The organism is Ruegeria sp. E5, from assembly GCF_056534105.1.
The window spans coordinates 1104295-1128744 of sequence record NZ_JBQFPA010000001.1 but is presented as its reverse complement, the minus strand read 5'-3'; the positions used below and the strand labels follow the sequence as shown (position 1 = coordinate 1128744).

Annotated in this window: 22 protein-coding genes and 1 pseudogene; 9 read left to right on the top strand and 14 right to left on the bottom strand. The window is 54.0% G+C overall.

All coding sequences use genetic code 11. The features are described 5' to 3' along the window. Positions 1-2: 2 nt before the first annotated feature. The 4 genes from ACR0BI_RS05685 to ACR0BI_RS05670 all read right to left on the bottom strand — a co-directional run bounded on the left by ACR0BI_RS05685 (position 3) and on the right by ACR0BI_RS05670 (position 3469). On the bottom strand, positions 3-191 hold the full coding sequence (locus ACR0BI_RS05685; protein ID WP_170399676.1) for a hypothetical protein: 189 nt from the start codon (positions 189-191) through the stop codon (positions 3-5). Beyond that, the gene (locus ACR0BI_RS05680; protein ID WP_010442361.1) at positions 188-1126 is read right to left on the bottom strand and encodes a carbohydrate ABC transporter permease; all 939 of its coding nucleotides are present in this window, start codon (positions 1124-1126) and stop codon (positions 188-190) included. The genes ACR0BI_RS05685 and ACR0BI_RS05680 overlap by 4 nt, the downstream gene beginning before the upstream one ends. Beyond that, positions 1123-2070, bottom strand: coding sequence for a carbohydrate ABC transporter permease (locus ACR0BI_RS05675; protein WP_170403466.1), 948 nt, complete (start codon positions 2068-2070; stop codon positions 1123-1125). The genes ACR0BI_RS05680 and ACR0BI_RS05675 overlap by 4 nt, the downstream gene beginning before the upstream one ends. A 79-nt stretch (positions 2071-2149) precedes the next feature. After that, positions 2150-3469, bottom strand: a complete 1320-nt coding sequence (locus tag ACR0BI_RS05670; protein ID WP_170567723.1) for an extracellular solute-binding protein — start codon at positions 3467-3469, stop codon at positions 2150-2152. Between the two features lie 399 nt (positions 3470-3868). On the opposite strand from ACR0BI_RS05670, the gene ACR0BI_RS05665 reads away from it, so the two are divergent. Continuing rightward, on the top strand, positions 3869-4648 hold the full coding sequence (locus tag ACR0BI_RS05665) for an MOSC domain-containing protein (RefSeq protein WP_170598767.1): 780 nt from the start codon (positions 3869-3871) through the stop codon (positions 4646-4648). 443 nt (positions 4649-5091) lie between these two features. After that, a pseudogene (locus tag ACR0BI_RS05660) lies at positions 5092-5714 on the top strand (IS6 family transposase); the annotation flags it as partial. A gap of 305 nt (positions 5715-6019) precedes the next feature. On the opposite strand, the gene ACR0BI_RS05655 reads toward ACR0BI_RS05660, so the two are convergent. After that, a complete protein-coding gene (locus tag ACR0BI_RS05655) occupies positions 6020-6940 on the bottom strand; it encodes an autotransporter outer membrane beta-barrel domain-containing protein (protein WP_480878226.1) in 921 nt (306 codons plus the stop codon). Between the two features lie 3043 nt (positions 6941-9983). After that, positions 9984-10886: a LysR family transcriptional regulator gene (locus tag ACR0BI_RS05650; protein WP_480561268.1), complete on the bottom strand. Its 903-nt coding sequence runs from the start codon at positions 10884-10886 to the stop codon at positions 9984-9986. 107 nt (positions 10887-10993) lie between these two features. Between ACR0BI_RS05650 and ACR0BI_RS05645 the strand changes: the two genes are divergently transcribed. Genes ACR0BI_RS05645 through ACR0BI_RS05635 form a run of 3 tightly spaced genes read left to right on the top strand, consistent with a single transcriptional unit; the run spans position 10994 to position 14106 of the window. Beyond that, the gene (locus tag ACR0BI_RS05645) at positions 10994-11617 is read left to right on the top strand and encodes a glutathione S-transferase family protein (RefSeq protein ID WP_480561269.1); all 624 of its coding nucleotides are present in this window, start codon (positions 10994-10996) and stop codon (positions 11615-11617) included. Between the two features lie 12 nt (positions 11618-11629). Next, on the top strand, positions 11630-12106 hold the full coding sequence (locus ACR0BI_RS05640; protein ID WP_170567713.1) for a nuclear transport factor 2 family protein: 477 nt from the start codon (positions 11630-11632) through the stop codon (positions 12104-12106). 26 nt (positions 12107-12132) lie between these two features. Next, a complete protein-coding gene (locus tag ACR0BI_RS05635; protein WP_480561270.1) occupies positions 12133-14106 on the top strand; it encodes a pyridoxamine 5'-phosphate oxidase family protein in 1974 nt (657 codons plus the stop codon). Between the two features lie 313 nt (positions 14107-14419). Here ACR0BI_RS05635 and ACR0BI_RS05630 read toward each other — a convergent pair whose 3' ends face one another. After that, the gene (locus ACR0BI_RS05630; RefSeq protein WP_480561271.1) at positions 14420-15586 is read right to left on the bottom strand and encodes an AraC family transcriptional regulator; all 1167 of its coding nucleotides are present in this window, start codon (positions 15584-15586) and stop codon (positions 14420-14422) included. A 23-nt stretch (positions 15587-15609) separates the two neighbouring features. Here ACR0BI_RS05630 and ACR0BI_RS05625 point away from each other — a divergent pair, with 23 nt between their 5' ends. Then, positions 15610-16380, top strand: a complete 771-nt coding sequence (locus ACR0BI_RS05625) for an NmrA family NAD(P)-binding protein (RefSeq protein WP_480561272.1) — start codon at positions 15610-15612, stop codon at positions 16378-16380. 28 nt (positions 16381-16408) lie between these two features. Further along, complete coding sequence (locus tag ACR0BI_RS05620) at positions 16409-16843, top strand: DUF4345 domain-containing protein (RefSeq protein ID WP_480561273.1); 435 nt, start codon at positions 16409-16411, stop codon at positions 16841-16843. Between the two features lie 99 nt (positions 16844-16942). Here ACR0BI_RS05620 and ACR0BI_RS05615 read toward each other — a convergent pair whose 3' ends face one another. Together ACR0BI_RS05615 and ACR0BI_RS05610 are read right to left on the bottom strand one after the other, a co-directional pair. Beyond that, positions 16943-17434, bottom strand: a complete 492-nt coding sequence (locus ACR0BI_RS05615; protein ID WP_480561274.1) for a P-loop nucleotide/nucleoside kinase family protein — start codon at positions 17432-17434, stop codon at positions 16943-16945. 16 nt (positions 17435-17450) lie between these two features. Next, positions 17451-18350 (bottom strand): LysR family transcriptional regulator, encoded by a 900-nt coding sequence (locus tag ACR0BI_RS05610; RefSeq protein WP_170508695.1) that lies wholly within the window; start codon positions 18348-18350, stop codon positions 17451-17453. A gap of 51 nt (positions 18351-18401) precedes the next feature. Between ACR0BI_RS05610 and ACR0BI_RS05605 the strand changes: the two genes are divergently transcribed. Further along, positions 18402-19094 carry a class I SAM-dependent methyltransferase gene (locus ACR0BI_RS05605; RefSeq protein ID WP_480878219.1) on the top strand — a complete coding sequence of 231 codons (693 nt, stop codon included), beginning with the start codon at positions 18402-18404 and terminating at the stop codon, positions 19092-19094. Between the two features lie 297 nt (positions 19095-19391). Here the strand turns inward: ACR0BI_RS05605 and ACR0BI_RS05600 are convergent, their stop codons facing one another. Then, positions 19392-20399: an adenylate/guanylate cyclase domain-containing protein gene (locus tag ACR0BI_RS05600; protein WP_170635334.1), complete on the bottom strand. Its 1008-nt coding sequence runs from the start codon at positions 20397-20399 to the stop codon at positions 19392-19394. A gap of 600 nt (positions 20400-20999) precedes the next feature. On the opposite strand from ACR0BI_RS05600, the gene ACR0BI_RS05595 reads away from it, so the two are divergent. Continuing rightward, positions 21000-21203 (top strand): CGNR zinc finger domain-containing protein, encoded by a 204-nt coding sequence (locus tag ACR0BI_RS05595; protein ID WP_170567769.1) that lies wholly within the window; start codon positions 21000-21002, stop codon positions 21201-21203. 4 nt (positions 21204-21207) lie between these two features. Here the strand turns inward: ACR0BI_RS05595 and ACR0BI_RS05590 are convergent, their stop codons facing one another. The 4 genes from ACR0BI_RS05590 to ACR0BI_RS05575 form a co-directional block, all read right to left on the bottom strand. Next, positions 21208-22065, bottom strand: coding sequence for an SDR family oxidoreductase (locus tag ACR0BI_RS05590; protein ID WP_480561277.1), 858 nt, complete (start codon positions 22063-22065; stop codon positions 21208-21210). 63 nt (positions 22066-22128) lie between these two features. Then, positions 22129-22692 (bottom strand): TetR/AcrR family transcriptional regulator, encoded by a 564-nt coding sequence (locus ACR0BI_RS05585; RefSeq protein ID WP_480561278.1) that lies wholly within the window; start codon positions 22690-22692, stop codon positions 22129-22131. Positions 22693-22698: 6 nt separating this feature from the next. Continuing rightward, positions 22699-23760 (bottom strand): NAD(P)/FAD-dependent oxidoreductase, encoded by a 1062-nt coding sequence (locus ACR0BI_RS05580; RefSeq protein ID WP_170512677.1) that lies wholly within the window; start codon positions 23758-23760, stop codon positions 22699-22701. 3 nt (positions 23761-23763) lie between these two features. Continuing rightward, positions 23764-24447: an SDR family NAD(P)-dependent oxidoreductase gene (locus ACR0BI_RS05575; RefSeq protein ID WP_480561279.1), complete on the bottom strand. Its 684-nt coding sequence runs from the start codon at positions 24445-24447 to the stop codon at positions 23764-23766. Positions 24448-24450 lie beyond the last annotated feature (3 nt).

Genomic DNA, 24450 nt, shown 5'->3' with positions numbered 1-24450 from the left:
TTCTACTCCGGAAAATGGCTGACGATGATGAACATGACAGTTCCGATCAGCGTAACGATGAAGGAATAAGTGAACGCCCAAAGGACGAACGGTTGCATCAGCATAAATACGCCGACCGCGATGAGGATGGTCGCGACCATCTCCCATGGGCCTCGGCGAAAACGCATTAATCCTGATAGAAACTCGCTCATTTGCGCACCGCTCCGAATGTGATCCCGCGCAGCAGGTGTTTGCGCATCAGGATGGTGAAAATCATGACCGGAATCAGGAAGATCGTGGCACCAGCCGCAACTGCAGGCCAATCCAGCCCACCGATCCCGATGATGGTGGGAATAAAGGGCGGCGCGGTCTGCGCATTCGCGGATGTCAGCAACACGGCAAACGCATACTCGTTCCATGCAAAGATAAGGCAGAAGATCGCTGTCGAAGCGATACCCGTCGCAGCCTGCGGCAGTACAACTTTGTAAAACGCCTGAAACCGGGTGTAGCCGTCTATTAGTGCCGCTTCCTCGTACTCTCGCGGGATTTCGTCGATGAACCCTTTCAGCAGCCAAACAGCCAACGAGATGTTCACACCCGTATAGAGAAGGATCATCCCCAAATGCGTGTCGCTTAGACCGAGGTTTCTGAACATCAGGAAGATTGGGATCGCAACGGCAACCGGGGGCATCATTCTCGTACTGAGGATGAAGAATAGAAGGTCATCCTTGAGCGGCACCTTGAAACGGCTGAATGCATAAGCAGCCAAGGTGCCAAGGAAGATGCTTAGGAACGTCGATCCAAACCCGATGATCACCGAATTCATAAAACGCTCGCCAAACTTGGATGGCCCGACAATAACCATGTCATATTGCCGGACGATCTCATCGGCCCAGTTCTGTGGCGGGTTTGCTTCCAGGAACTCCTGCGTCTGCCGTGTGCGAGTGGTGAAGAGATTGACATAGCCTTCAAGCGTTGGGTCAAAGACAACCTTGGGCGGATAGCTGATCGCGTCGGCTGGAGACTTGAAGCCAGTTAGCAAAATCCAAACCAGCGGGATCATCGTGATCAGCGCATAGGTGATAACCAGAAACCCGGCGATCCACTTTGAACGGTTCGAAGGTTCGGTGACGGAAAAACTGCTCATCTCTGTTTCACCTTGTTCAGGGCTTTGACGTAGATCGACGCAAGGCCGAACACGGTGACGAAAAGGATGATCGCATAGGCCGAGGCATAACCCGTGCGCCATTTCTCAAAGGCTTCGCGCTTCAAATTGATGGAGGTCAGCTCCGTAACAGACCCTGGCCCGCCGCCCGTCAGTTGCACCACCAGATCGAACATCTTGAAGTTCTCGATCCCTCTAAACAGCACCGCCAACATGAGGAATGGCAGGACCATCGGGATGGTAATCGTAAAGAACTGGCGCAGCTTGCTGGCCCTGTCGATCTCAGCTGCCTCGTAGATGTAATCGGGAATACTGCGCAGCCCGGCCAGACAGATGAGCATCACGAAGGGGGTCCACATCCAGGTGTCGACAATCACGATGGACCAGGGCGCCAGCGTTACGGACCCGAGCATCTCAAAGCTCGACGGGTCTTTGCCGGTAAACCACGATACGATGTAGTTAAACAGACCGATCTGGGGCTGATAGAGAAACTTCCAGAAGTTCCCGACGACGGCAGGCGACAACATCATCGGCAGCACGATGATCGTGGTCCAAAGATCATTGCCCTTGAATTTCTTGTTGATCAACCACGCCAGAGTAAATCCGATCAGGACTTGAAAAAAAATCGTCCAGAACAGGAAATGCGCCGTCGCCTGCATGTTCAGCCATGTGTCCGAGTCTGTCAGGATGCGCTCGTAATTCCTGAACCCGACATCTTTGACCTCGCGCCCGATCCGGTTGGCCTTGTAGTTGGTAAAGCTCAGTTGGATGGTCCAGATCAAAGGGAAGATATTGATCGCCAGCAGTAGAAATATCGTTGGGGAGATGAATATCCAGGCGATCGCGCGGTCGGATAACCCCCGAATTTTTCGCGCAACTCGCTCGGGCGTTGCCTGCGCAACGCGATCTACGGTCCTGTCAGACATCTCTTTGCCAGTTCTTGTTGGTTTAGGACTCACGGGTGAAGGTAGAGCGGGTTTGCACCCGCTCCTGCCTGTGTCCGGACTAAAGCTTGCCTTCGTCTTCGAAGACTTCCGTCCAATCTTCGATCAGAAGATCAAGCGCTTCTTGAGCTGTGCCTTGGTCGGCAACCACGTAGTCGTGGATGCGCTTCTGCATTGCCAGCAGCAGTTCCGCGTAGGCAGGCTCTTGCCAGAAATCCTGCACCCCGGCCATTGCTTCCAGGAAGTCACCGGCGAACGGTTGGCTGTCTACGAAACCAGGATCTTCCAGCACCGAATTATGTGCCGAGTAGCCGCCTAGTTCCCACCATTTGGCCTGAACTTCTGGCTGCGCGAACCACTTAATGTACTCAAGCGCGGCGTCCTGTTTGTCAGAGTAGCTGACAACAGAGATACCTTGTCCGCCCAGTGTCGAGCCTGCCTGATTTTGTGGTGGGTTGACGAAGAAGTCGATCTTGTCACCACCGGTATTGGGATCGGCATAGAGACCCGGGAAGAACGCAAACCAGTTCATAGCCATGGCGACCTGACCGGACTTAAAGGCGTCCAAGCTCTCGCCCATGTAGGAGTTTGTGTATCCTGGGGGTGTCGCTGTTTTGTAGAATTCTTTGTAAAACTCTAGCGCTTCGACTGCTTCGGGCGAATTTACGGCACCCTCCATATCGTAGGATCCTGGTGTGTTTTCATATTTGAAGCCCCACGGATAGAGCGCTCCGGTCACACCCATGGTGATCCCTTCGGAACCACGCTCAGTAAAGATCGCCGCACCGTAGACCGTCTTTCCATCGATCTCACGGCCCTGGAAAAACTGCGCGATTTGCAGCAATTCTTTCTGAGACTGAGGTTCACGCAATTCTTGCCCTGTTGCTTCCTTGTACGCAGCTTGGATGTCCGGATTCTCGAACCAGTCCTTGCGATAGAACCAGCCGTTTGCATCCCCCATTGCGGGCAATGCGTAGTAGTTCGGAGTACCTTTAGGCCATGTCGAATAGGCGTAAACCGTTGCCGGCGCGAAATCGTCCATGCTGATGCTCTCGGCATCGAAGAAATCATTCAGTTTTACATAATGACCGTTTTCAGCGCCCCCGCCGATCCACTGACTATCTCCGATCAACAGGTCGCAGAGCTTACCCCCAGAGTTCAGCTCGTTCAGCATCCGGTCGGCAAAGTTTGGCCAGGGAACAAATTCGAAGTTCATCGTGTGGCCGGATTCTGCTTCGAATTCTTTTGATAGCTCAACAAGCGCGTTGGCCGGGTCCCATGCAGCCCAACAGAGCGTCAGGTCTTCAGCATTTGCCTTGGTAGAAAGAGTAGTAGCGGCAAGGACTATTGCGCTGGCCGAAGCCAGTTTTGTGTAAGTCATCCATTCCTCCCTTTTTTGCGCCGTCATTCGAGGATGTGCGAATCGCGGCGTGTCTATAAGGCTATTTGAGGTACGCACCTCAAGTCCAGAAATATTTGAGGTTCGTACCTCAAAATGGCGGAGAGGAACGTTCAATTTGCTTCTTAGTCGTTGATTATATGAGAATTTGTTTATTCGCCTTGATACGCATCTATTCTCGTCAGCGAGGTATTAAATGGCTCTATCGACTAAAATTGGCACAGCCTACAATCGCGGCCATCATGCGGCCAACGCGTTTAGCGAACCCTCTGCTGAAGCACTCACAGATTATTTGGTCGATACCTTAGAGAATTGGAGGTAGCGTCGAATAGCGCGGACCACTCGGGAACGTGTATAACTCGTTTGGTCAGGTGCAGACGTATGAACACACTCTCTATCGTCAGATTGAACCGCTATCCAATTAAAGGATTGAGTGCCGAGCCTATGCAAACCGTGACGCTGCGAGCAGGGGAGGGGATTCCAGGTGATCGCCTTTTCGGGTTCGCGCGCTACAACTCCGGATTTAACGCACAGAACCCTCAGCCTCTGCCGAAAGATCGCTTTGTTGTTCTATTAAATGAGGCTGCTCTGGCAGGTGTTAAGACGAATTTTGATATTGAGACCCAAGATCTTGTGATCAAAGCGAGCGGCAAAACACACAGCTTTAGCATGCAAGCTGCAGAAGATCGGAAAAATGCGTCAAATTTCCTTTCTTCAGAGATCGGCTTAAAAGATCCCGAACCGCCAATATTCGTTTCGTCGGCTCCTCATCGGTTTACAGATGTGTCTGTCGTATCACCCAAAATGATGAACGCGATATCCGTTTTAAATTTGGCGTCTGTGGAAAAGTTGGGTGAAAAACTGAACGCAGAAATCCACCCAGCGCGCTTCCGGGCGAATATCGAGATGGACGGTTTACCTCCGTTTTCTGAGTTGGATGAAACTGGATCAGTTTTCAGATTTGGCGATGTTGAGTTAAAGATACTTTCACGTACGAAAAGGTGTGCAGCCACTGAAGTGAACCCGGAAACGGCCGAGCGGGACATGAAGATACCCTATCAAATTCGGGTGTTGATGGGTCATACGGACATGGGTGTCTATGTTGAGGTTGCTAAAGGCGGAACGTTGAGAGTCGGCCAAACTGGGGAAATCTTAAATTGAATGTTACTCACACCGCCAAAGTAGCAACCCCGTGCGGTTTGTCCCGCGTTCTCTCAAATGATTTGTGTCTACTCTCAGCAAAGCGGCGATTTCTGCCATTTGAGGCGTTACATCATTTCGCTTCGCAATGAGAAATTCTGCTACGACTTTTTGAACTTAGGAGGGCCTGTCTTGTACCGCGCTGAGTAGGACCTCCTCTGTCCCAAAACTGCATTGTAAAAAATCCGGCGTTCACCGGGCTGCAATCTTTGCACACTATATTGATATTGGGCTGCGACCTCGGGTCCTGCTTCCTTCAGAACGTAACCTATGGCAGCTTCCACGTTGAAAGCATGAAGATCGGGATTGCTGACGTCCATGGGAGAACATGGGTTCCGGTGTTGAAGTCGTTGAACAACCTCAATCTACCGATCAGTCCCGCGGCGCCTCTTTGTCCACCCGGCGTTGCGCTTCGGAATGTCGAAGATTTGTTGCACGCGCGAGGCATCGACGTGAGCCACGAAACTGTCCGGTATTGGTGGAACAGGTTTGGCCCAATGTTTGCTGCTGAGATCCGAAGAAAGCGTGTTCAGCTATTCAGAGCATACTCCAAATGGAAGGGCACGTGGACGAGGTTTTCGTGAAGGCGAATGGCAAGAGACACTACCTCTAGCGGGCCGTCGATCATGAGGGCGAAGTGCTCGAAGCAATCGTTACCAAACGTCGAAACAAAGCAGCAGCACTGAAATTCCCCAAGAAATTGATGTAGCGATACGGTAAAGCGGAAACCGTCGTCACGGATCGCTTCGCATCGTACCGGGCCGCTCTTAGAAAGCTTGGCGCTACCGAAAAACAACAGACGGGCAGGTGGCTTAACAACCGAGTCGAGAATTCACACCTTCCTTTCCGACGGCGTGAACGCGCCATGCAACGTTTCGGGCGCATGCGAAGTCTGCAGAAATTCGCCGCCGTCCATTCCTCCGTATACAACCACTTCAACCAGGAAAGATCGCTAACCAGCCGAGACACCGTCAAGCTGACCCGCGCCGCTGCTCTTAGCGAGTGGCGTCAACTTTGTTCCGGGTAGGTTCGCGGTTTCCGTGGCAAACTGAGACTGGTTCGAATTCGTCTGACAGCACTTCGGTCCCGAAGGGCGGGAGGCTGACATTCTCTGCGGTTGCAAACCTATCCGGTAGCGGAGGCGAAATCCGACCTTCGCGGTCGACGCCTACGGCTAGAATCGAAGATACAAAAAAGCCCCCTTGATTTCGTAGGCGTAGATAGCTTGGACGTGCGTTACGAAACTAAACAGACGCTCCCATGTTAAGGCAGTCAGTTTGAAGAGGCTGTTAAGAAACAACATTTTACCTAACAATACGGCCATTCGTTGGTTTAGAACCTTATGGAAGCCGTGAGTTCTCCGACAACACTGGATCCACCACCAAAAGTTGATTGAAACTCGCCGCTGAAGCCTATCGATCGGTTTCCATCTGCAGAGGTATGTTCAAGCGTAATTCCAAGAAACCCTGCAGCTGCATCTTCTGTTGAAGCTACGAAAGAAAAGGGTGTCGCTGCTACGATTGCGTCCACATCGTCGGATCCTGCATCAAAAGTTGCATCTACTCCAACGGCCCAGTTCAGGTAGGTACTCGATCCATTTGCGGCCTCGTAGAGGCGGGGCAAGTTCAATTGAGCCCGCGTGTTGAACAGCGAAACGTTCCGATCTTCGACAGTCAGCGGATACGCGGTTCCTGTTTCGGTATATTCATCAAGTTTCAGAAAGACATAGCTTGCGCGTGCACTGAAGAAGGCAGGAATTGGCAAGGCGTTGATGGGTGCCGAGATCGAGAGCGATGGCGAAACGAACGTGCCGTCAAAATCGCCTTTCGCTTCGCCGCCATCAACGTTTCGGGTCGCTTCATTGTCGGTTACGCCAGCAAGAAGCGCTGCGTTGAGGCTGTATCGTCCGTAGTCCCTTTCGAGGTAGACGCCCCCAAAATATGACGTGATATCGGTATCTCCTGCGTCTTGATCCAGCGAGACATGGCTGTCGTCATATCCGACAAGAACACCAAAATCGCTGTTATCGATAAATTCATTCGTCTCGGCACCAACTACGAAACCGTACATACGATGGCTGAATCCAAGATTTGAACCGTCTTCTTCAACATCGCGATCTCCTCCGAAGGCTGAACCCCAGACATATGGGCCGTTATCCTGTTCAACATACCCGAAAGGACCCAGGTTTCTGCTAACCTGGCCACCGGACGAGCCGGACGCATAGGGGCTGGCGGTGTCAATCGTATTGAACACCGCGTCGGTGAGATCGCTGATAAAGGTACCTTGGGCCGCGAATCCCGTCGTATCCACCGAACCGCAGTGAGGCCATTGTTGGCCACAACGCCGGCCCCTTCAAAATTGACGACTTCGGGGGCGGATGCGAGGTCATTATCGTCACCCGATGCATCAGCAAAATTTACAACCGAATTCATCCCGCGCGCAAAGTTCAACGTGTCAATGTCATTCGGGTTCGTGCCCCCCATGCCATCGTTGCCATTGCCGAAATCGACCGATCCGTTCAGAATCGAGCCGGGCTCGAGATTCAACGTGTCGTTCCCATCGCCGCCATATACGATGGAAAAGCCTTCTCGACCGGTGATGCGGGCGGAGTTTGTGATTATTGCAGCGGCGTTGTTGTCGCGATCTTCGATCTCGATACCGTATTCGAACGCATCAATATTTCCAGTGTTCACAATGGTGATTGAACCGGCTCCGTCCACGTCCACTTCGATCCCGTTATTGTCCAGCGAACGCAACGCCCCGCTGTTGGTCACACGGGCATCGCCGTCACCGTTTAGTTCGATATCGATCGCGTCGGAATCGGCGGTGAGCTGGGCAGAGTTCACAATGCTGACATCGCCGCTTCCCTCGATATCCACTTCGATCGCATCGTCTTCGCGAGAGGTTATCCGCCCCGAGTTTCTAATGAAGACATCGCCATCTCCGAAGATTTCGGCGTCAATTCCCTCGTCGTTTCTGGCGGTTATGGATGCAGCGTTTGTAATGCTTATGTTGCCGTTCTCGGTCACATGGGCGAAGATTCCGTCAACTTCGGCATCGATGGTACCGGATGCCGAAATAGTAACATCGCCGTTTCCGTCTATTTCAGCGTTAATGCCATCAATATTTTCCGCCGCAATTTCACCCGACGCTTCAACCGAGATGTTTCCGTCGCCAGCAACAAAGCTGCGGATCCCGTGTTCGCTTGCTTCGATATCACCGTTCATCGTGATCGAGATGTCGCCGTCACCATCAACTTCGGCTTCGATGCCGTCATCCGAACCGGCGCGGATATCACCTGTGACCTGAATGTTGATATCACCGGAGTCCTCGGCATCAGCGTCAATGCCGATCGCATCGCCAGTGATATTGCCCACCACAGTGACGTCAATCACACCTCCGGGGCTGCCGGTTTCCACATCAATTGCATCGCTATCGAGGGATTGGACGTCGCCCGTCACATTGACGGTCACATTCCCGTCCTCCGCGTCAGCAAAGATCGCATGTTCTTCTTCAGCAGAAATGTTGCCGTTAGAATTGACCGTTACGTTGCCTGTTCCATTTGCTACGCCGTAAATCCCGTATTCTCTGCCAGTAATATCCCCGATGCTGTCGACGACGACATCACCAGCGCCATTCACCGTGGCGTTGATACCGTCGCCCGCTGCTGCGCCGCTGACATCGCCCCGGTTCGAAATTGTAATGTCGCCATCATTGGTCAGAAGCGCGCGGATGCCGTCCCTTGCGGACGAAATATTGCCCGACGAAGTGACGCTGATATCTCCGTTTCCGCCCCGTTGGCGGACAAAGATACCATCGGCGTTGTTTCCTTCTGTCGTGATATTTCCGGTCGAGCGGATCGTGATGTTGCCATCACCGTCGTCTTGCCGTGCAAAGATCCCGCGGGCGTTATTTCCAGAAGTCGAGAGGTTGCCCTCGGATTCAACTGTGATATCCCCATCGCCGCCATTTTGACGCGCCAAGACGGCGTTCGCGTTGTTTCCTTCTGTTGTGATGTTTCCGGTTGATTGGATCGCGACATCGCCATCGTCATCGCTTTGCTGTCCAAGTATACCGCCAGAGTTGTTTCCAGCCGTCGAGATATTGCCATTCGACACCACCGAGACATCCCCTTCGCCGCCACTCTGAAGAGCGGTGATGCCTGTTGATCGATTTCGAATTGTGCTGATATCGCCCGCTGAGTTGACCGATACCGTGCCGTCTCCACCGTCCTGATTGGCGTAGATTCCGTCTGAACGGCTGCCCGATGTGCTTATACGACCCGCTGAAACCACTGACACATCGCCATCACCACCTTGTTGCGTAGCGCCGATACCGGCGCTTCTGCTGCGTCCAGATGTCGTGATATTGCCCGTCGAGTTAACCGAGATGGCACCGTCACCCTCTAGATCGGACCGAATGCCAAAGGACCGACGTCCGTCGGTTGCAATGTCGCCGGTCGAAGTGATCGAAACATCCCCGTCGCCGTCCGCATCCACAACAATCCCATCCGCGCCATTCCCCGTCGTGACAATGCCGTCGGTTCCATTCGTCTGGATGTTAAGGGTTACGTTACCTGTTGGTGTGCTGAAAGCCACTCCGTCTGTTCCACCGCCTGGTGCAATTCCCGGAGCTGTCACGTTGTTGATATTGAGCGTTTCGAGTGCTGGCCCGGCTGCCTGCACACCTGTTGAAACATCTCCCGAACAGGTGGCGAGGTCACCCGCAACAATGCACGGACCGTTTGACGGAGGAACAACCGTTGCGCGATCGAAGGAGTTGCCACTCCAATCGATGCACCAAAACCTATCGCACCGGCAGCAACTGGAGCAGCGAAAGCGCGATATGCAGCAGATTTTCCTTGATGGTATTTGTTCGTCTGTGCTTTGGAAAGCGCCGCCGCACGACGGCGCGCTTTGCGGTTCAAACCGCTTACTCGTAACATCTTGTTCACCCCTTAAGAGTGGTCTGGAAACCACCGCAACTTCTTTGCGCGAAAACCTCCGCGTATTTGTTAGCAGCAAAAAAAGATGGCTTTTTGATGTTCCGATTAACGATATATTAACGAACTTCTGAGCGGCCTATTGAATGATGCAAATTGATCACATGCATGCTCTGAAAAAACCGGCCAGCGGCAGCTCCCTACTTGGATCCGGTGGAATGATAGAATTATTCAAATAACCTCCATCTGTCTGCATGAATGCCAAACGGGTTTAGAACTCGTGCCCACTCGAATTTCTGCTGAGCGCTCTTAGCGCAGAACTTCGGATACACGTCGAATGTCTGCAACGGGCCGTCAGCGCTTTCCATCAGGACATAAAGTCGTGTCGCCTGCTAGGTGGTCCAGAAGCGCGCGCACCCGAGTTGTAATGCGCCTGTTCTGTGGAAACAATGCAGCGACGACATATGGCGACACCCGGTTCTCGGGAAACAGCTCGACCAGATCGCCGGACCGTAAGGCATCTGCGACTGTATATGCCGGGCACCGTGCGATGGCGGCGCCTTGTTCGGCAAGGCGAGCTGACGCAGCGGGAGCATTCATTCGGAAGCGTCCGGTCACTTGGACAGCCTCTTCGTGGCCGCCGAAGTCGAACCTCCACACTGTAGGCTCTGTCATATTGCCATCGAGGATGCACTCATGTTTGGCCAGTGCCCGAGGATGGTCCGGGCGCCCTGCGCGTTCCAAATAGGTGGGTGAGGCACAGACAACCAAGGGCATGCGGCCCAATTGCCGAACCTTGAGCGAGCTGTCCCGCATTGGGCCAATCCTTACAGCAAGGTCGAGGCCTTCTTCAACAATCGACGCTCTGCGATCAGAAAACTTCAGATCGAGCTCTACATGGGGGTGTTTCTCAGCGAATTTTGCGAGCGAAGGTACCAACCGCAATGCGCCAAACCCCGTTGGCGCCGAGATATGGATCACACCGCGAAGGGACGCCTGCTCATTTCTGACCCTGTCTTCGAGTTCGTCGAATCCGTCGAGAAGCGGCTCGCACAACATCAGGTATGTTGCACCCGCATCTGTCAACGACACGCTGCGGGTCGTGCGATTGAGCAGCTGTACACCAAGCGCGTTTTCCAGATCAGCTACGTACTTACTGACCAAACGCGCAGACCGCCCCATGCGCTGCGCAGCGACGGTGAACGACGTGTTCTTTGCAACCAGCGCAAAGGCCCGCATGCGGTCTATCTTGTCCATCCCATTGCGCCTTCTGAGGGCTTAAAGTTCGTCAAATATAGGAGATTATCATCAAGAAGCGCAATGTGTATTGCTTGTTCAACACCTGCAACCAACCGGAGAAACCCATGTCCAACGCTGTTCGTATTCACCATTTCGCCAAATCTGGCCATGCACACCGAGCTTTGGTCTTTGCGAAACTTGCCGGGATTGCACATGAGGTTGTTCCCGTCGATCTGGCAGCTGGCGCGCATAAGTCGCCTGAATTTCTTGCCATGAACCCAAATGGGCAAGTGCCCGTCCTTGAGGATGGCGAGGTTGTTGTGTCCGACTCGAACGCGATTCTTGTCTATCTTGCGCGGACATATGCGCCTGATTGGATACCGAGTGATGCGGTCGGAGAAGCAAATGTGCAGCGTTGGCTCACTTTAGCGGCTGGAGAGATTGCGTTTGGTTCTTGCGCTGCGCGGTTGATCACCGTCTTTGGCGCGCCGCTGGACCCGAACTTTGCAGCCGCGACTGCCGAAAAAGCGATGCAGAAACTGGAGCATGGACTCACGGGCCGCGACTGGCTCGTCGGCGAGCAACCCACGATCGCTGATGTGGCTAACTACTCCTATACGGCACACGCGCCGGAGGGGAATGTCTCTCTCGAGCCATACCCGAATGTCCGCGCCTGGCTCGCTCGGTTTGAGACCTTGCCCGGTTTTGAAGCGATGCCGGCGACGGCTGTTGGTCTTGTTGCAGAGTGAAAGGGCAAACCCATGACGACCGAAGCCCAACGGCATCCTTTGCCACCGTTCTCAAAAGAAACTGCCATTCAAAAGGTGCGCCTGGCTGAGGACGGCTGGAACGGCCGGGATCCGGCCAAGGTCGCGCTGGCCTACACGCCGGACAGCAAGTGGCGCAACCGGATCGAGTTTCCCCAAGGGCGCGATCAGATTGAGGAGTTCTTGACCCGGAAATGGGCCAAGGAACTGGACTACCGTCTGATCAAAGAGCTTTGGGCACATGACGGCAATCGCATCGCGGTCCGCTACGCCTATGAGTACCACGATGACGGCGGAAACTGGTTCCGGGCCTATGGCAATGAAAATTGGGAGTTCGACAAGGATGGCTACATGGAACGCCGGTTTGCCAGCATCAATGAACACCCCATCCAAGAGGCGGACAGAAAGTTCCGCTGGCCGCCGGGGCGCCGTCCGGATGACCACCCCGGTCTGAGCGATCTCGGGCTCTAGCGTGGCTCAGGTGAAAGGATCAAGCGATGGCACAGATACATAAATCGCACAGAGGTGAGTTGATGCTGCAAGAGCGGCGTCACACTCCCAAAGAGGTGAGCGATGCGATTCCGCACTACATCGAAAGCGACATGCCGAAACAGCATGCGGATTTCTTTGCGGGTCTGTCCTATTTGCCGCTCGCAACGCTTGATCGTAATGGGCGTCCGTGGGTCAGCCTTCTGGTTACACAATCAGACAGCGACCCTTCTGTTGGCATTCAGGTTGCGGGCCAGAACACCACGCATGTGGTCGCGGAAACCAATCCGCATGATCCCTTTGTGCGTGCTGTGAGCCAGGATCCCGCATCGGGCCTTGAAGCGCGGCTCTTTGCCGGGGTTGGGATCGATTTCGGTAACCGCCGACGAAACAAAATTGCGGGCTCCATACGTACCGCAGATGTCGAGGGCGAGGAGAAGATCAGGTTACAACTGTTGTCCGATCAGCACTTGGGGAACTGTCCAAAGTACATTACAGTCCGTTCCTTAGGGCACACGCGACGCAACCCTGAAATTATCCATGACAGCTTCGATATGCACTCATCTGTGCTGTCGAATGAGGCCAAATCCGTCGTGGCGCGCGCCAGCACCTTGTTCTTGGCGACAAAACATACAAGCGATGCCACCACTGCAGGCGCTCAGACCGATATGGGCGTCAATCATCGCGGCGGCGCGCCCGGCTTTACCCGGCTCTACGAGGAGAACGACGGGGCGCGGGTTACGACCTATTTGGTTCTGCCCGATCATTCTGGCAATCGCTTCTACCAGTCGCTGGGCAATATCGAAACGGACCCGAAGGTTGGGCTGGTCTTTCCAGACTTTGAAACCGGTGAGATCCTCTACATTACGGGGGATGCTGAAAATCTGCTTGGGGATGACGCAGATGCGCTGATGCCGCGCGTGAGCCTGCTGACACGTATCAAGGTAACGGGCGCGGTTTTTGTGCGTGGAGGCCTAAACCTCAAGCAGGCATCAAAAGAGCAACTCTCCCCCTACAATCCGCCGGTCAAATATTTGCGCGCAGAGTTGGAGAAGATGGGGCATGCAATAAAGGCGCACGACGCCGCTATCCCGTTGACCGCCAAGCTTATCGCTACAAAACCCCTGTCCAGCACAATCAGTACCTTCGAATTCGAGTTGTCTGAGGCAATCAATGCCCCATTGCCCGGTGGCTTTGGCGTCTTTGACTTCTCCGACCTGGTGGACGCCGGATACAGCCACATGAACGAGACAAACCCTCAGCTTGTGAACGAGGACTACGTCCGCACATGGACGCTTTCCGGAGCGCCAAAGTTTGACGAAGAGAACAACGCGTTTCGCACGACCAATCGGATCAGTGTTACGGTCAAACGCAAACCAGGCGGTCTGATGTCCAACCTCTTGCACAACAACGCGGAGAAGCTGATCACGTACAATCTTCCAGTTAAATTCAAAGGCACCGGAGCGGGCTTTTCCTGTTTTTCCGAAGTGGCTGAGGGCAGCCCCCCAAAGTTCCCAGCAAAGATGCTTTGGATCGCGGGTGGCGTTGGCATCACCCCGTTCATGGTGATGTGGGACGGAGTCAAACAAGTGGTAGAGACTTACCCGCAGGACCAGCCCATCGATATCGTGTTTCTGTTTTCCGGTCGGGACGATGACATTGCAGTTCTGCAGCACTTTGCGAAAAAAAACAGCTCTGTTTCGGACCAGGTGACACTACGTATTGTCGCGTTTCAAAGCGCAGGCGAAAACGCATTGGCTGCGAAATCCGCACGCGATGATCTGAACGCGACTTTCACCGACCAGCTGCTGAAGATTGAGGAGCGACGCATGCAAAGCGAAGACGTTCAATCGGTCGCGCATCTCGGAATGCGAGATGTGTACATGTGCGGTCCTGAAGCTATGATGACCAGTACGGAGGCGGCGCTCAACGGGCTGGGCGTTGAGGAAGCAAGACGCCACCGCGAGACATTTGTGTTTTGATAGGGAGACAAAAAGCCTGCCCATGACGTCTCCGGGCAGCATAATCAACTCTATGATTGGGTGTTGGAAAGGTTTTCACCAAGTCGAAACGATACCGGTTTCCTCAGTGCTATCCCGGATCGATGACCGCTATGTGGGCTGCACTCGCGGAAACTGATCGCTCCGCGCAAGGCCCGGTTTAGGCCGTTGGATGTATCGTGGAGAACGGGGAAGGCGCTTGCGCTGCGTCTGCACCGAAGTCTGCAACGAGCCTGAAGCCGACCTGTTTAGACTCAAAGCAGATACGCTTTTCGCAAGACGTGTCTATTTTCGACTAAACAGCGCCTTGTGACTGATGTTGCAGCTTGCGGACTTTCCCTGGAGGCATGTTAAAAACCCGTTTGAATGCTTTGTTAAAAGAAGGTTCAGATAGGTACCCGATCTCAGCCACGATTTGCGAGATTGGTTGATCGGTAGCAATTAATCGTTCCCGCGCCAGATGCATTCGCCAAGTTGCGAGGTATTGTATTGCCGGCACGCCGACGAGTTCGGTAAACCGTGCGGAAAATGCCGATCTGGACATACCTGCAACCTGTGCAAGAGACTCGACTGTCCAGTTTGCTGCAGGTGCGCGATGAATGGAAACAATGGTGCGGCCAATCTGTTGGTCTCTGGCGGCTTTCAGCCAACCTCGATTGGCGTCGGGCGCACTGTTCAACCATCGGCGAATAGCCTCGATGACAACCACATCGGCCAAGCGTGTAATCACTGTTTCACCGCCCGGTCGTAATTCACGCGCCTCTCTTGCAATGAATTGCAAAGTTGCTTGTAGCCAGCTCCCTGCATCCTCTTCCCACGGATCGATTTTGAGCACGTCGGGAAGCAAGGCCATCAACATGCCGCTGGCCGCGTGATCTATCCTGACGAGCCCGTACATGATTCCGGTCTCGGCTCCACCGCCGCCGTGCTCTAGCGTTTCGTAGAGCTCGGTCACCTTGCGTATGGGCAGTTCTTCCAGTTTCAAAAGTGGGGTGTCTTTTGAGCTGGAGAACCCAACTGGCGCGCCATTTGTCATCAGAACCAAGTCGCCTTTCTCGACTTCAAACGGCACATCTTCTCCGACCCTCATAAAGCAACGCCCGTGCGTAATGACCGCAAAGCTCAGTATTTCGGGGAAACCCGGTATAGAAACGCCCCAAGGCGCAGACATGCGCGACTGGCAATAGAATGTACCCGTCAGTTTCAGAAGATGAAGAATTTCCCCGAGCGGATCACCGATTGGCTGCGCCATTGCATGGGGGTCGGGAATATGGGGGTTGATCTGGCTCACTGCACCAGACTGTTCGATATCTCCCCAATTGTCCACAATATTTGGATGAATGGATAAAAAGTCAGGACAATGCAGACTTCTTCGTCCTTCGTGCTTACCTATTTTGGGGTCATTGACTGATTTTACGGAGATGACCGATGACACAGCAAACCATTCTCGTACTTGGCGCAACAGGTAAAACCGGATAACGTATCGTGACGCGCCTTGAAGACAGGGGCCATGCAGTTCGGCGTGGATCGCGGAATAGCAAAACCCCATTTGATTGGGAAAAACCGCAGACATGGCCTGCAATCCTGGACGGTGTTTCTGCCGCCTATATTTCCTATTTTCCTGACATCGCCTTTCCGGGCGCGGTCGAGCAAGTTGCGGCCTTTTCGGCATTGGCTCGAGAAAAAGGACTGCAGCGACTTGTGCTGTTAACAGGTCGCGGAGAATTTCATGCCGAACGTGCCGAAGGGGTTGTTCGGAACTCCGGTGTGCCCTTTACGATCGTCCGTGCGGCGTGGTTTGCGCAAAACTACTCTGAAGGTGCATTGCTGGAGCCGGTAATGGCCGGTGTGTTGCCCATGCCCGCAGGTGACGTGCGTGAACCGATTATCGACGTGGACGACATTGCCGACGTTGCCGTCGCCGCCTTGACCGAGGAAGGACACACTGGCGAGCTTTATGAAGTTACAGGGCCGCGTCTCATGACATTTGCCGAAATGGCTGCCGAGCTTTCGCGCGCAATGGGTAGAACCGTGCAATATGTGCCGATTTCGTTTGAAGACTTCCATGCGGAAATCATCAACGCGAGCGGAGAGATGATTGCTGACGTGATTGCTGACATAGCGAGGGAAACGCTTGATGGTCGCAATGCGAACACTGCGGACGGTGTTCAACGTGCCTTGGGGAGAGCTCCGCGCGATTTCTCTGATTTTGCTGATGAAGCCGCAAAGTCTGGTGCTTGGACACAAGCTGCATGAGTCGGTCTGACTACAAAGGAACACAATCATGACGTTTGACGTAAAACGCAGGCTTGTCCTGGGGTTGGCGGGTCTTGTTGCAGCCACCCTGGGGCTGATCATCACGCTGGCCCCACTGGCCTTTTACTCCAGCTACGGCATTGATATTTCGCCGCAGCCGAACTTGATGAGCGAATTGCGCGCACCTGCTGCCAATCTGGCTGCACTTGGCCTGATCATTCTGTCGGGAGCGCTATACCAAAAGATGGCCCAGACATCAGCTTGGCTTGGAGTCACTGTGTTCTTCGCCTTTGCCGCGGGGCGCGTGGTCAGCATTATGCTTGATGGACGACCATCGGAAAGCATCCTTTCTGCTCTTGGGATAGAGATGGTACTTGGACTGATGTGTTTGTGGGCCGCAAGCAAAGGGCGGCTAACGAAAGCTGGCATGCACCTCATGTCGTCGCGTAAACTTCGGATTTGAGACACAGTGAAAGCTGCCTGAGAGCATTTGGCCATTCACCGATACAGAGTGGGTGGCCAAAATATCTGAGTGACTCCGCGAAATACTGAATGGCTGGCGCTACCGATTGTGAGTTATGACGTTAAAACCTTCTTCGGGTGATGGTGCCTCGAAATACCTCGCCAAACGCCAATATTGATCTTCCGTTGCTGCAAAGGCATGCGCACCTTCACTGTTGCGCTTGTGCAGCCGGCGCAGACAAACCTCATCCGGCAAGTCCAAAAAGTGAAGCTGGTGCGTCGCAGCAGTTTCTTCCAGCAGCTTGCGCATCCAGGCTCTGTTTTCAATTGTGTTCGCCGGAAAGTCGAGAATGACAGAAACCCCGGCCTTCAGCAACGATGCGATGTGCCGCCCCATGACCGGCCGCAATTTCAAGGCGCAATTTACATAATCCTGCAGGGAGTTCATCTGGTCGCCGAATAGGACGCTAAGCCATTCATCTTCTGAAATGAGCACCGCCTTGCCGCTATTCGCAAGTTTCGCCGCTAGACTTGATTTTCCTGAGGCGACTTTACCACAAAGCAAGTGAAGCGTTGGTTGGACCTGTGACATAGGGTGAACTCCCGGACTACCTAATGGCCCCTGTGCTCAGTTGATCTGCAAGTTGATCAAACACCAACCTGATCCTTCGCGCAGTATGTAATTCCGAGTGCGTCGCCAGCCAAATCGGGAACTTAAACGGCTCTCGGTCGGGTAGCACGCGCTCCACACCTGGTGTCAAGGCAGCCACGTCATCCGACATTACACTGATGCCAAACCCTTGGCGCACCAGCTCCCAGGATACAATTCCGCTTTGCGAGCCAATCCGGAAACTCTTTCGAGTGACCTTAACGCCCGCCGGATCGAGAAAACCGATCATCGTGTCAATGTCGCCAAACCCCACGAAATCCAACTTCGCGAGCTCGTTTTCATTTTTCGGCCTTCCCAACTGATCAAGGTACGCAGGTGCTGCGTAAAAATGTGCCGTCGCCTCGGCAACAAGCTTTGCGGTCAGATCTGGTTGCGTCGGGCGTACATGTCGGATGGCGATATCAGCCTCACGTCTCTGTATGTCTCGTAAGTCATTGGCAGCAACGACGTCGATCTCAAGACGCGGTGCTGCAAGTCGGATCTTTTTCAGTATAGGCGGCAGCTGATAGGCAGACATCACATCTGACGCGGTGATCCTGACTTGCCCTTCGACAGTTTGCGACTGGCTTGTAGCAGTAAGGGAGATCCTGTGCGCGACATCCGCCATTTCTCTGACATGCAACAAAAGCTCGGCGCCAGCGGTCGTTAGACTAAGCGATTTACCAACTCTTTCAAACAGGGTGATCCCAAGCGCCAATTCCAGCGCCGCAACCTGACGACCGACAGTAGGTTGAGTTTGCTCGAGAACGCGCGCCGCTGCGGAAAACGAGCCTTCTTCAGCCGTCGCAAGAAAGGTCCGTACCTGATTCCAGTCGAAATTGATGGCATTCCAGTTCATGCATTTATGCATAACACTTCTGCGAATTATGGCAATTTAGTAAATGTGTGTATGGATGTATGGGGTGCGACAACAAACTTGAAAGAGAGTAATAAAATGGCTGCTTTGTCCAAAGATGCCGCGTTCTGGAGCAGAATCTCGCGAAAGTATGCGGCGGACCCAATCCGGAACATGGAAGGGTATCTGAACACACTCGAACGTACGAAGTCGCACCTAAAAGCAGAAGACAGTGTACTGGAAATCGGTTGTGGGACGGGTTCAACCGCGCTGTTGCTTGCACCGCATGTCAACCATATCACCGCCTCGGATCTCGCTCCGGGCATGATCGAGATTGCCAACGAGAAGCGTGCTAAAGAAGGACTGGAGAATGTCACTTTCAAGGTGGCCGAAGTTCTCGAGCACGATCCTGTTGAAGGTGGTTACGATGCGGTTTTGGCGCATAACCTGCTTCATCTCCTGCCTGATTTGGATCAAGCGCTAGAGCATATTGCCAAATTGACAAAATCCGGTGGGGTTTTCATATCCAAAACGGTGTGTGCGCCTGAGAATGGTGGGTTCAAGTATGCGATGATCAGTCGTGTCGCGATCCCTATCATGCAGTTTTTTGGGAAAGCCCCGTTTGTGAATTTCGTGTCTATGTCGATGCTTGATAGGAAAATTGAGCGTGCAGGCTTTGAAATCCTGTATACTTCCGATCAAGCCTCGATGCTCCAGAGTCGTTATGTTGTTGCGCAAAAACCTTGAAGCTCTAGTTCATTCAGCTTTGCAAGTGGAAACGCTATCTGTGTCACATCACCAGTAACAGTAAATTCCTGAATGAATGGACTGCATTCAGGTTTGTTTCCACCTTTAGAAAGCTATTGCGATTGGCGGCGTTGCCCGAAAACCATGAGTTAATAAGAACCAGATGTTGCGGCCGCGGCGAAAGTAAGGTCTGTCGGGCCGCAATTCAGCGTTGAGAACTGTTTGCCAATAGAAGGTCAGAGCCGTCCACACGAACGGCCCAAGTGTTTAGATTTCGATAGCTTCTGCAATGGCAAATCACTTAGTGATGGTCCAAAGCACCATTTGATCGGTTTTTCCGCGGGCATTGTAGGCGGGAAGTTGGGATAGCATTTTGTTAACTTCATCGGACAGTTGTTCCCTGACAGCATCCGAGATCACCACTTCTACTCCGAAGTCTCTGGCAGCACTTTCTATCCGGGCGACGGTGTTCATTGTGTCGCCCAGCAAGGCTACCTCCTTTTTCCATGTCCCGATCTCACCTGCCGCAACCGGCCCACAATGTAGAGCCACCCTGATCTTTGCCTCTTGCCCAAATCTGACGACGTATTCTTCGGTCTTACTCTCTAACGTGCGGGGCATTTCCTTCGCGCACGCAAAACTCCGTTCGTAACTCTTCGGGCTCGCTGTCGGCCATGTCACGATGACTGCGTCTCCCACGTATCGATGCACTTCGCCCCCACTGCTCTCTATGGGCTGGGACAGATCGTAGGACACGTCAGAAAGGAACTCGTGGAATCTCAAATCGCCAATCCGCTCCGCGAGCGAGGTCGACCCTACCAGGTCGGCAAAAAGAACAATTCGGTTTTCTAGCCGGGGGCGTCGATATTGTCCGGTGAAGATTGCCAAAGTTGCCTCCCGGCCTAACAGTCTTAGCAGTTCAACTGACGTGGAAATGACAGAAGCGATCGCAGCGGATAGAGCAAAGTTGAATGCAAACTCAGGTTCCTGCCAGAGTTTCTGATCAAGCAGTACGCGCGCGGGAAGTATGATCCCGATAACGATAATCAGACTATAAGTGACGGCCCTAAATCCGATAATGACGATAAGCGGGGTTTGCCGCAGCCATCGGATCGATTGATTAGAGAGAAAGGTGAGCTCAACCGTTAGGCATCCTGCACCAATGATTAACCCGGTCAAACTGCCGACAATTGCATCCACTGGTTTCTCGTATCCGTCTAGGAATATGAGAGGCGTGAGCGCGCCAATGCACATAGAAACTGCAATGACCTTCAAAGCAAAAATCGCTGTTAGTCTGTCGATCAACGCTGCCCCCGGAACGAGAATTCTCTGTTTTGCTATCAGAATCGTTGGGTGGCGGGAACGTGAACTTCAAGGGGCGGCGCATTCAATTTGTCACGCGGAGAATTCATAGGCAAATGCAGCGAATTGGCGCTTTGACCCGCAAAACGTACGAAGTCTGCCATCCCGCCTTGCGATTGCGCCGATAGTCCGGTCTGACGGGCCGCGCCGCAGCGCCCTCAAGGTCGGTCAAAGGCCTAGTATGGGCCGTTGAATGCAATCCAGTTGGCTCGCGCTTCCGATTGTCGAACGTGCTTTAGTGCGTCTACCCACGTTCATGAGTGCCGCGAGTGCCAGATAAACGAGTGAGTGCTTTTTCATGATTCTGTGCGAAATTGTTGGGTTCGACGGTGAGTCTGTCGGGCGACCGGATTGAAGGCCCTGCGTTGGATCAAGCAAAGCTCCCACCGCGGGGTGTTATCATTGGATTGTCGGACGCCGCGATTGCCTGCAGGCACCTTTTCTCTAAGCGGTCAGGCTAATACCCCAGACCAATTCGAGAAACGGCGACATTTGGATGATGCTGAATGGTCTATCACCGAGTGAAATGACGTGACGCGCGCAATGGTTTTCATGGCGCTGGTCGCGAAATGCTTTACGACATTGCCGACAGAAACCGATCCGAAAAGGATCAGGGATTGTACGCATGATCGACGCGTGCTGGTGTTCCTCGACATCGCAAAAAGCGGACGTCGCCGATGGTGCAGCATGGAAACCTGTGGCAATTGCAGCAAGGCTGCTGCATTCAGAGCAGACTTACACCAGTAAGGTTTTAGCTTAGGAACTGCTCAATCACGGCTGCTTGTTGCTTTTTTCCATCCGGGTCTGCTTCGGTTTTCAGGCGAGTAAACGCCTCACCCCAGTTTGAAGTGCGAACGCGGATCGGCGGGTCAGAGGCTTCAATCACGCCCAAGACAACTGATGCCACTTGTTCCGAAGTTTGATAGATATCGCTGCCATCCATTCGCGCCTGAGCGCCGCCAATATACTTCTGGAGAATAGGTAGATACTCATCCTCAAGCATCCCGCCCGTGGCCTCGACATGTTTCAGCACATTGGTCGCAAACTCGGATTGAATACCGCCCGGTTCAACTGTCGAGAAATGGATACCGAAATTGGGCGTGACGTAGCTGGCCAAAGCCTCAGTGTACCCCTCAACCGCGAACTTTGCGGCGCAGTAGATCTCGTTGAACGGCTGACCCACTAGGCCGCCTACGGATGAGATTGTGATGACGTGGCCCGAGCGTGCTGCGCGCATGTGTGGCATCACCGCTTTTGTGCAGCGCACGACACCCATGAAATTCACATCCATGACCCAGGCGACCTCTTCTTCGCTGGCTTGTTCGGTTGTACGAACAAATCCGGCACCCGCATTGTTGATCAGCTTATCGATCCGCCCCTCGTTCGCGATGATCTGATCGACTGCGGCGTTTACGCTGGCGCTGTTCTGCACGTCCAGCTCAAGCACGTTGAAATTGACGCCAGCGTCAGAGGCGGCCGCATCCAAGATGCCGCGCTTGGCGAGGTTTCGCATAGTCGCGTAGACAGTATGGCCCGCTTGGGCCGCTTGTATGGCGATTTGAACACCAAGGCCGGTTGACGTGCCGGTGATCAGAATGACTTTGGGCATAATGGAAGCTCCGAATATCAAATGAATTGCTTGCGGCAACGATCCGATGTGTCGGGGCGAAGGTCAACAGCGGGACTTTAAAACGCCCAAAGCCTCATCGAAGGTATTCACATTCTCTTCTGCGCGCGCGGTCAGATGCGCGCCTTCTAAAAGGGCCAGTACCGCGCTGGACTCCGAGGTAGGATCGGTGATGCCGGTGATTGATTTGTCCTCTTGGCCAAGCTTCAGGATCTCTTCGATTTGGGTAACCATCATGGCGCGGAATTTTCTGATCTTTTGGATCACGTCATCCGAAAGGCTTTCACGGCTGCTGATAAGCGACACGCAGAGGCACAAGGTTTTCCCGTCATTGAGTGCATCCCGGTAGAGGTCGATCAGGGCCAGCAATTGCTCGGCCCCGGTTTTGTGTTCTACCCGGATGCGGTTGCACTTTGCCTGCAGGGTCTCATGATAGCGACCCATGAGTGCCGCCGACAGCGCCGCTTTGGTCGGGAAATGATAGTGGATTGACGCCTTGCGAATACCCACCGCCTCTGCCAGATCGGCATAGCTGAACCCGTCAAACCCCCTCGCACGCGCAGCGTGTTCGGCAACATCCAGAAGGGCCGTCTTGGTATCACTCGTCATACGTGCTCAAACCTTTTCCGTCATGATCAGGGCCAGCGCGTTTTCCGCAGACTCCAGGGCGCCTTCGATATAGCCCCCGAACTGTGGTGCAACTTCGGTCCCGCCAAAGATTAGTCGGCCATCCCACAGACGGGTCATCGCATGGGGCAGCCCGTATTGCGGATGAGCGTATAACGGCTGTTGATCCGCTTCGATAGAGGTGAACGGGTCAAAGGCCCAATCTTTGACAAAGAGTGTCTTTGGCTCCGCAGCTTCGGCGCCGAACAGCCGGGACAGTTGCTCTTTGAGCAACTGCCTCAGCCGTTCTTCGTTGCTGCGGGTGCGCGGGGGTAAGCCGATAAAGCCGAACAACGCGTAAGGTCCGCCCTCGGCAGGGGAGGCGTCGTGTATTTCCACCATCGGCCCCCTGCGGCTCATCGCGTCACCGGACAGCCCGGCCGTGCGCCAGAACGGGGTATCATAGACAGCGATGACTTTGGCCTGTCCGGCCATCCAAGTCGCGATCCCGGTCATTGCCGCTAAAGCTTCATCTGGTAAAGCAGGTGAGAACGCGATCTTGCTCGCCACGCGAGGAGGGAGGGCCAGTACGACTTCCTGAGCATGGATGACTTGCCCAGTTTGAGCGTTCGTGGTGATCCCAGACGCAGACTTCTCTAACCCGACGATTGGCGCGGATAAGATGAGCCGCTTCGACGGTATCTCAGCGGCAAGCGCATCAGTGAGGGCGCCCAGACCACCTTTCAAGCGATAAGATCCTTGCATCGAGGCAAACCCGCGATCGCGCTCGACCTGGCCGATCTCGTTTTCAAAGCTGAGAGCGCCTGTTGAATATTGCTCGAACCACTCCAGTCCGAGCCGCTTTATTAACGCTGCAATACGCGGCTGCCCGGGCCAGAACCAGGCGGGACCCATGTCGAAGTACCCACCCTCCAGCCTTTCCGTCAAGATACGTCCGCCCGGACGACCCCGCGCTTCGACCAGCAGGTAGTCATGGTTTCGTGCCTGTAGCTGTCGCGCAAGGCAGAGGCCAGAAAGGCCTGCGCCAATGATCAGAGTTTGCGTCTGCATCGCTCAGAACCCCTCAGATGCCGGGCGCAGGTCCAGCTCATGGGTCCAGGTGGATTGCGGTTGATGGGCTAACTGCCAGTAGGCCTCGGCAATCTCGTCCGGTTTCATCATCTTCGACGGATCCAGCGAGTGCAAATCCCGCGAGCGGGGTGTATCGATGATCCCGTCCAAAACGACGTGCGAGATATGTACGCCAGCCGGTTGATATTCACGTGCCAGCGATTGTGTCAGCCCGCGCAGGGCGAACTTAGCCGACGCAAAAGCGGAAAACCGTGGGCCGCCGCGCAGCGACGCTGTGGCCCCCGAAACGATCAGCGCGCCACCACCGCCGCGCACCATCGGTTGCAGAACACATTGCCCCAGCAGGACCAAAGATTGCACCATTGATGTCCACGTTCTCTGATAGTCTTCCAATGCGGTTTCGGGGAATGGCGCGATCACCAGCTCAGCCGTATTGTGTACCACGAACTTCGGCGGGCCATGCGTAGCGATCAATTCAGAAATCACTGGCGCAACCGCACTCGGATCGGACAGATCGACCTGATGAAACGGCGCGATCGTTTCCTGCGGCTGCGTCCGTCCAAGACCAATGGCCGTCATGCCACCTGCCTGAAACCGCGCGAGAAGGGACTGGCCAAGGCCAGTCCCCGCACCGGCGACAATCGCCAGAGGTTTCTTGCTACTCATGAA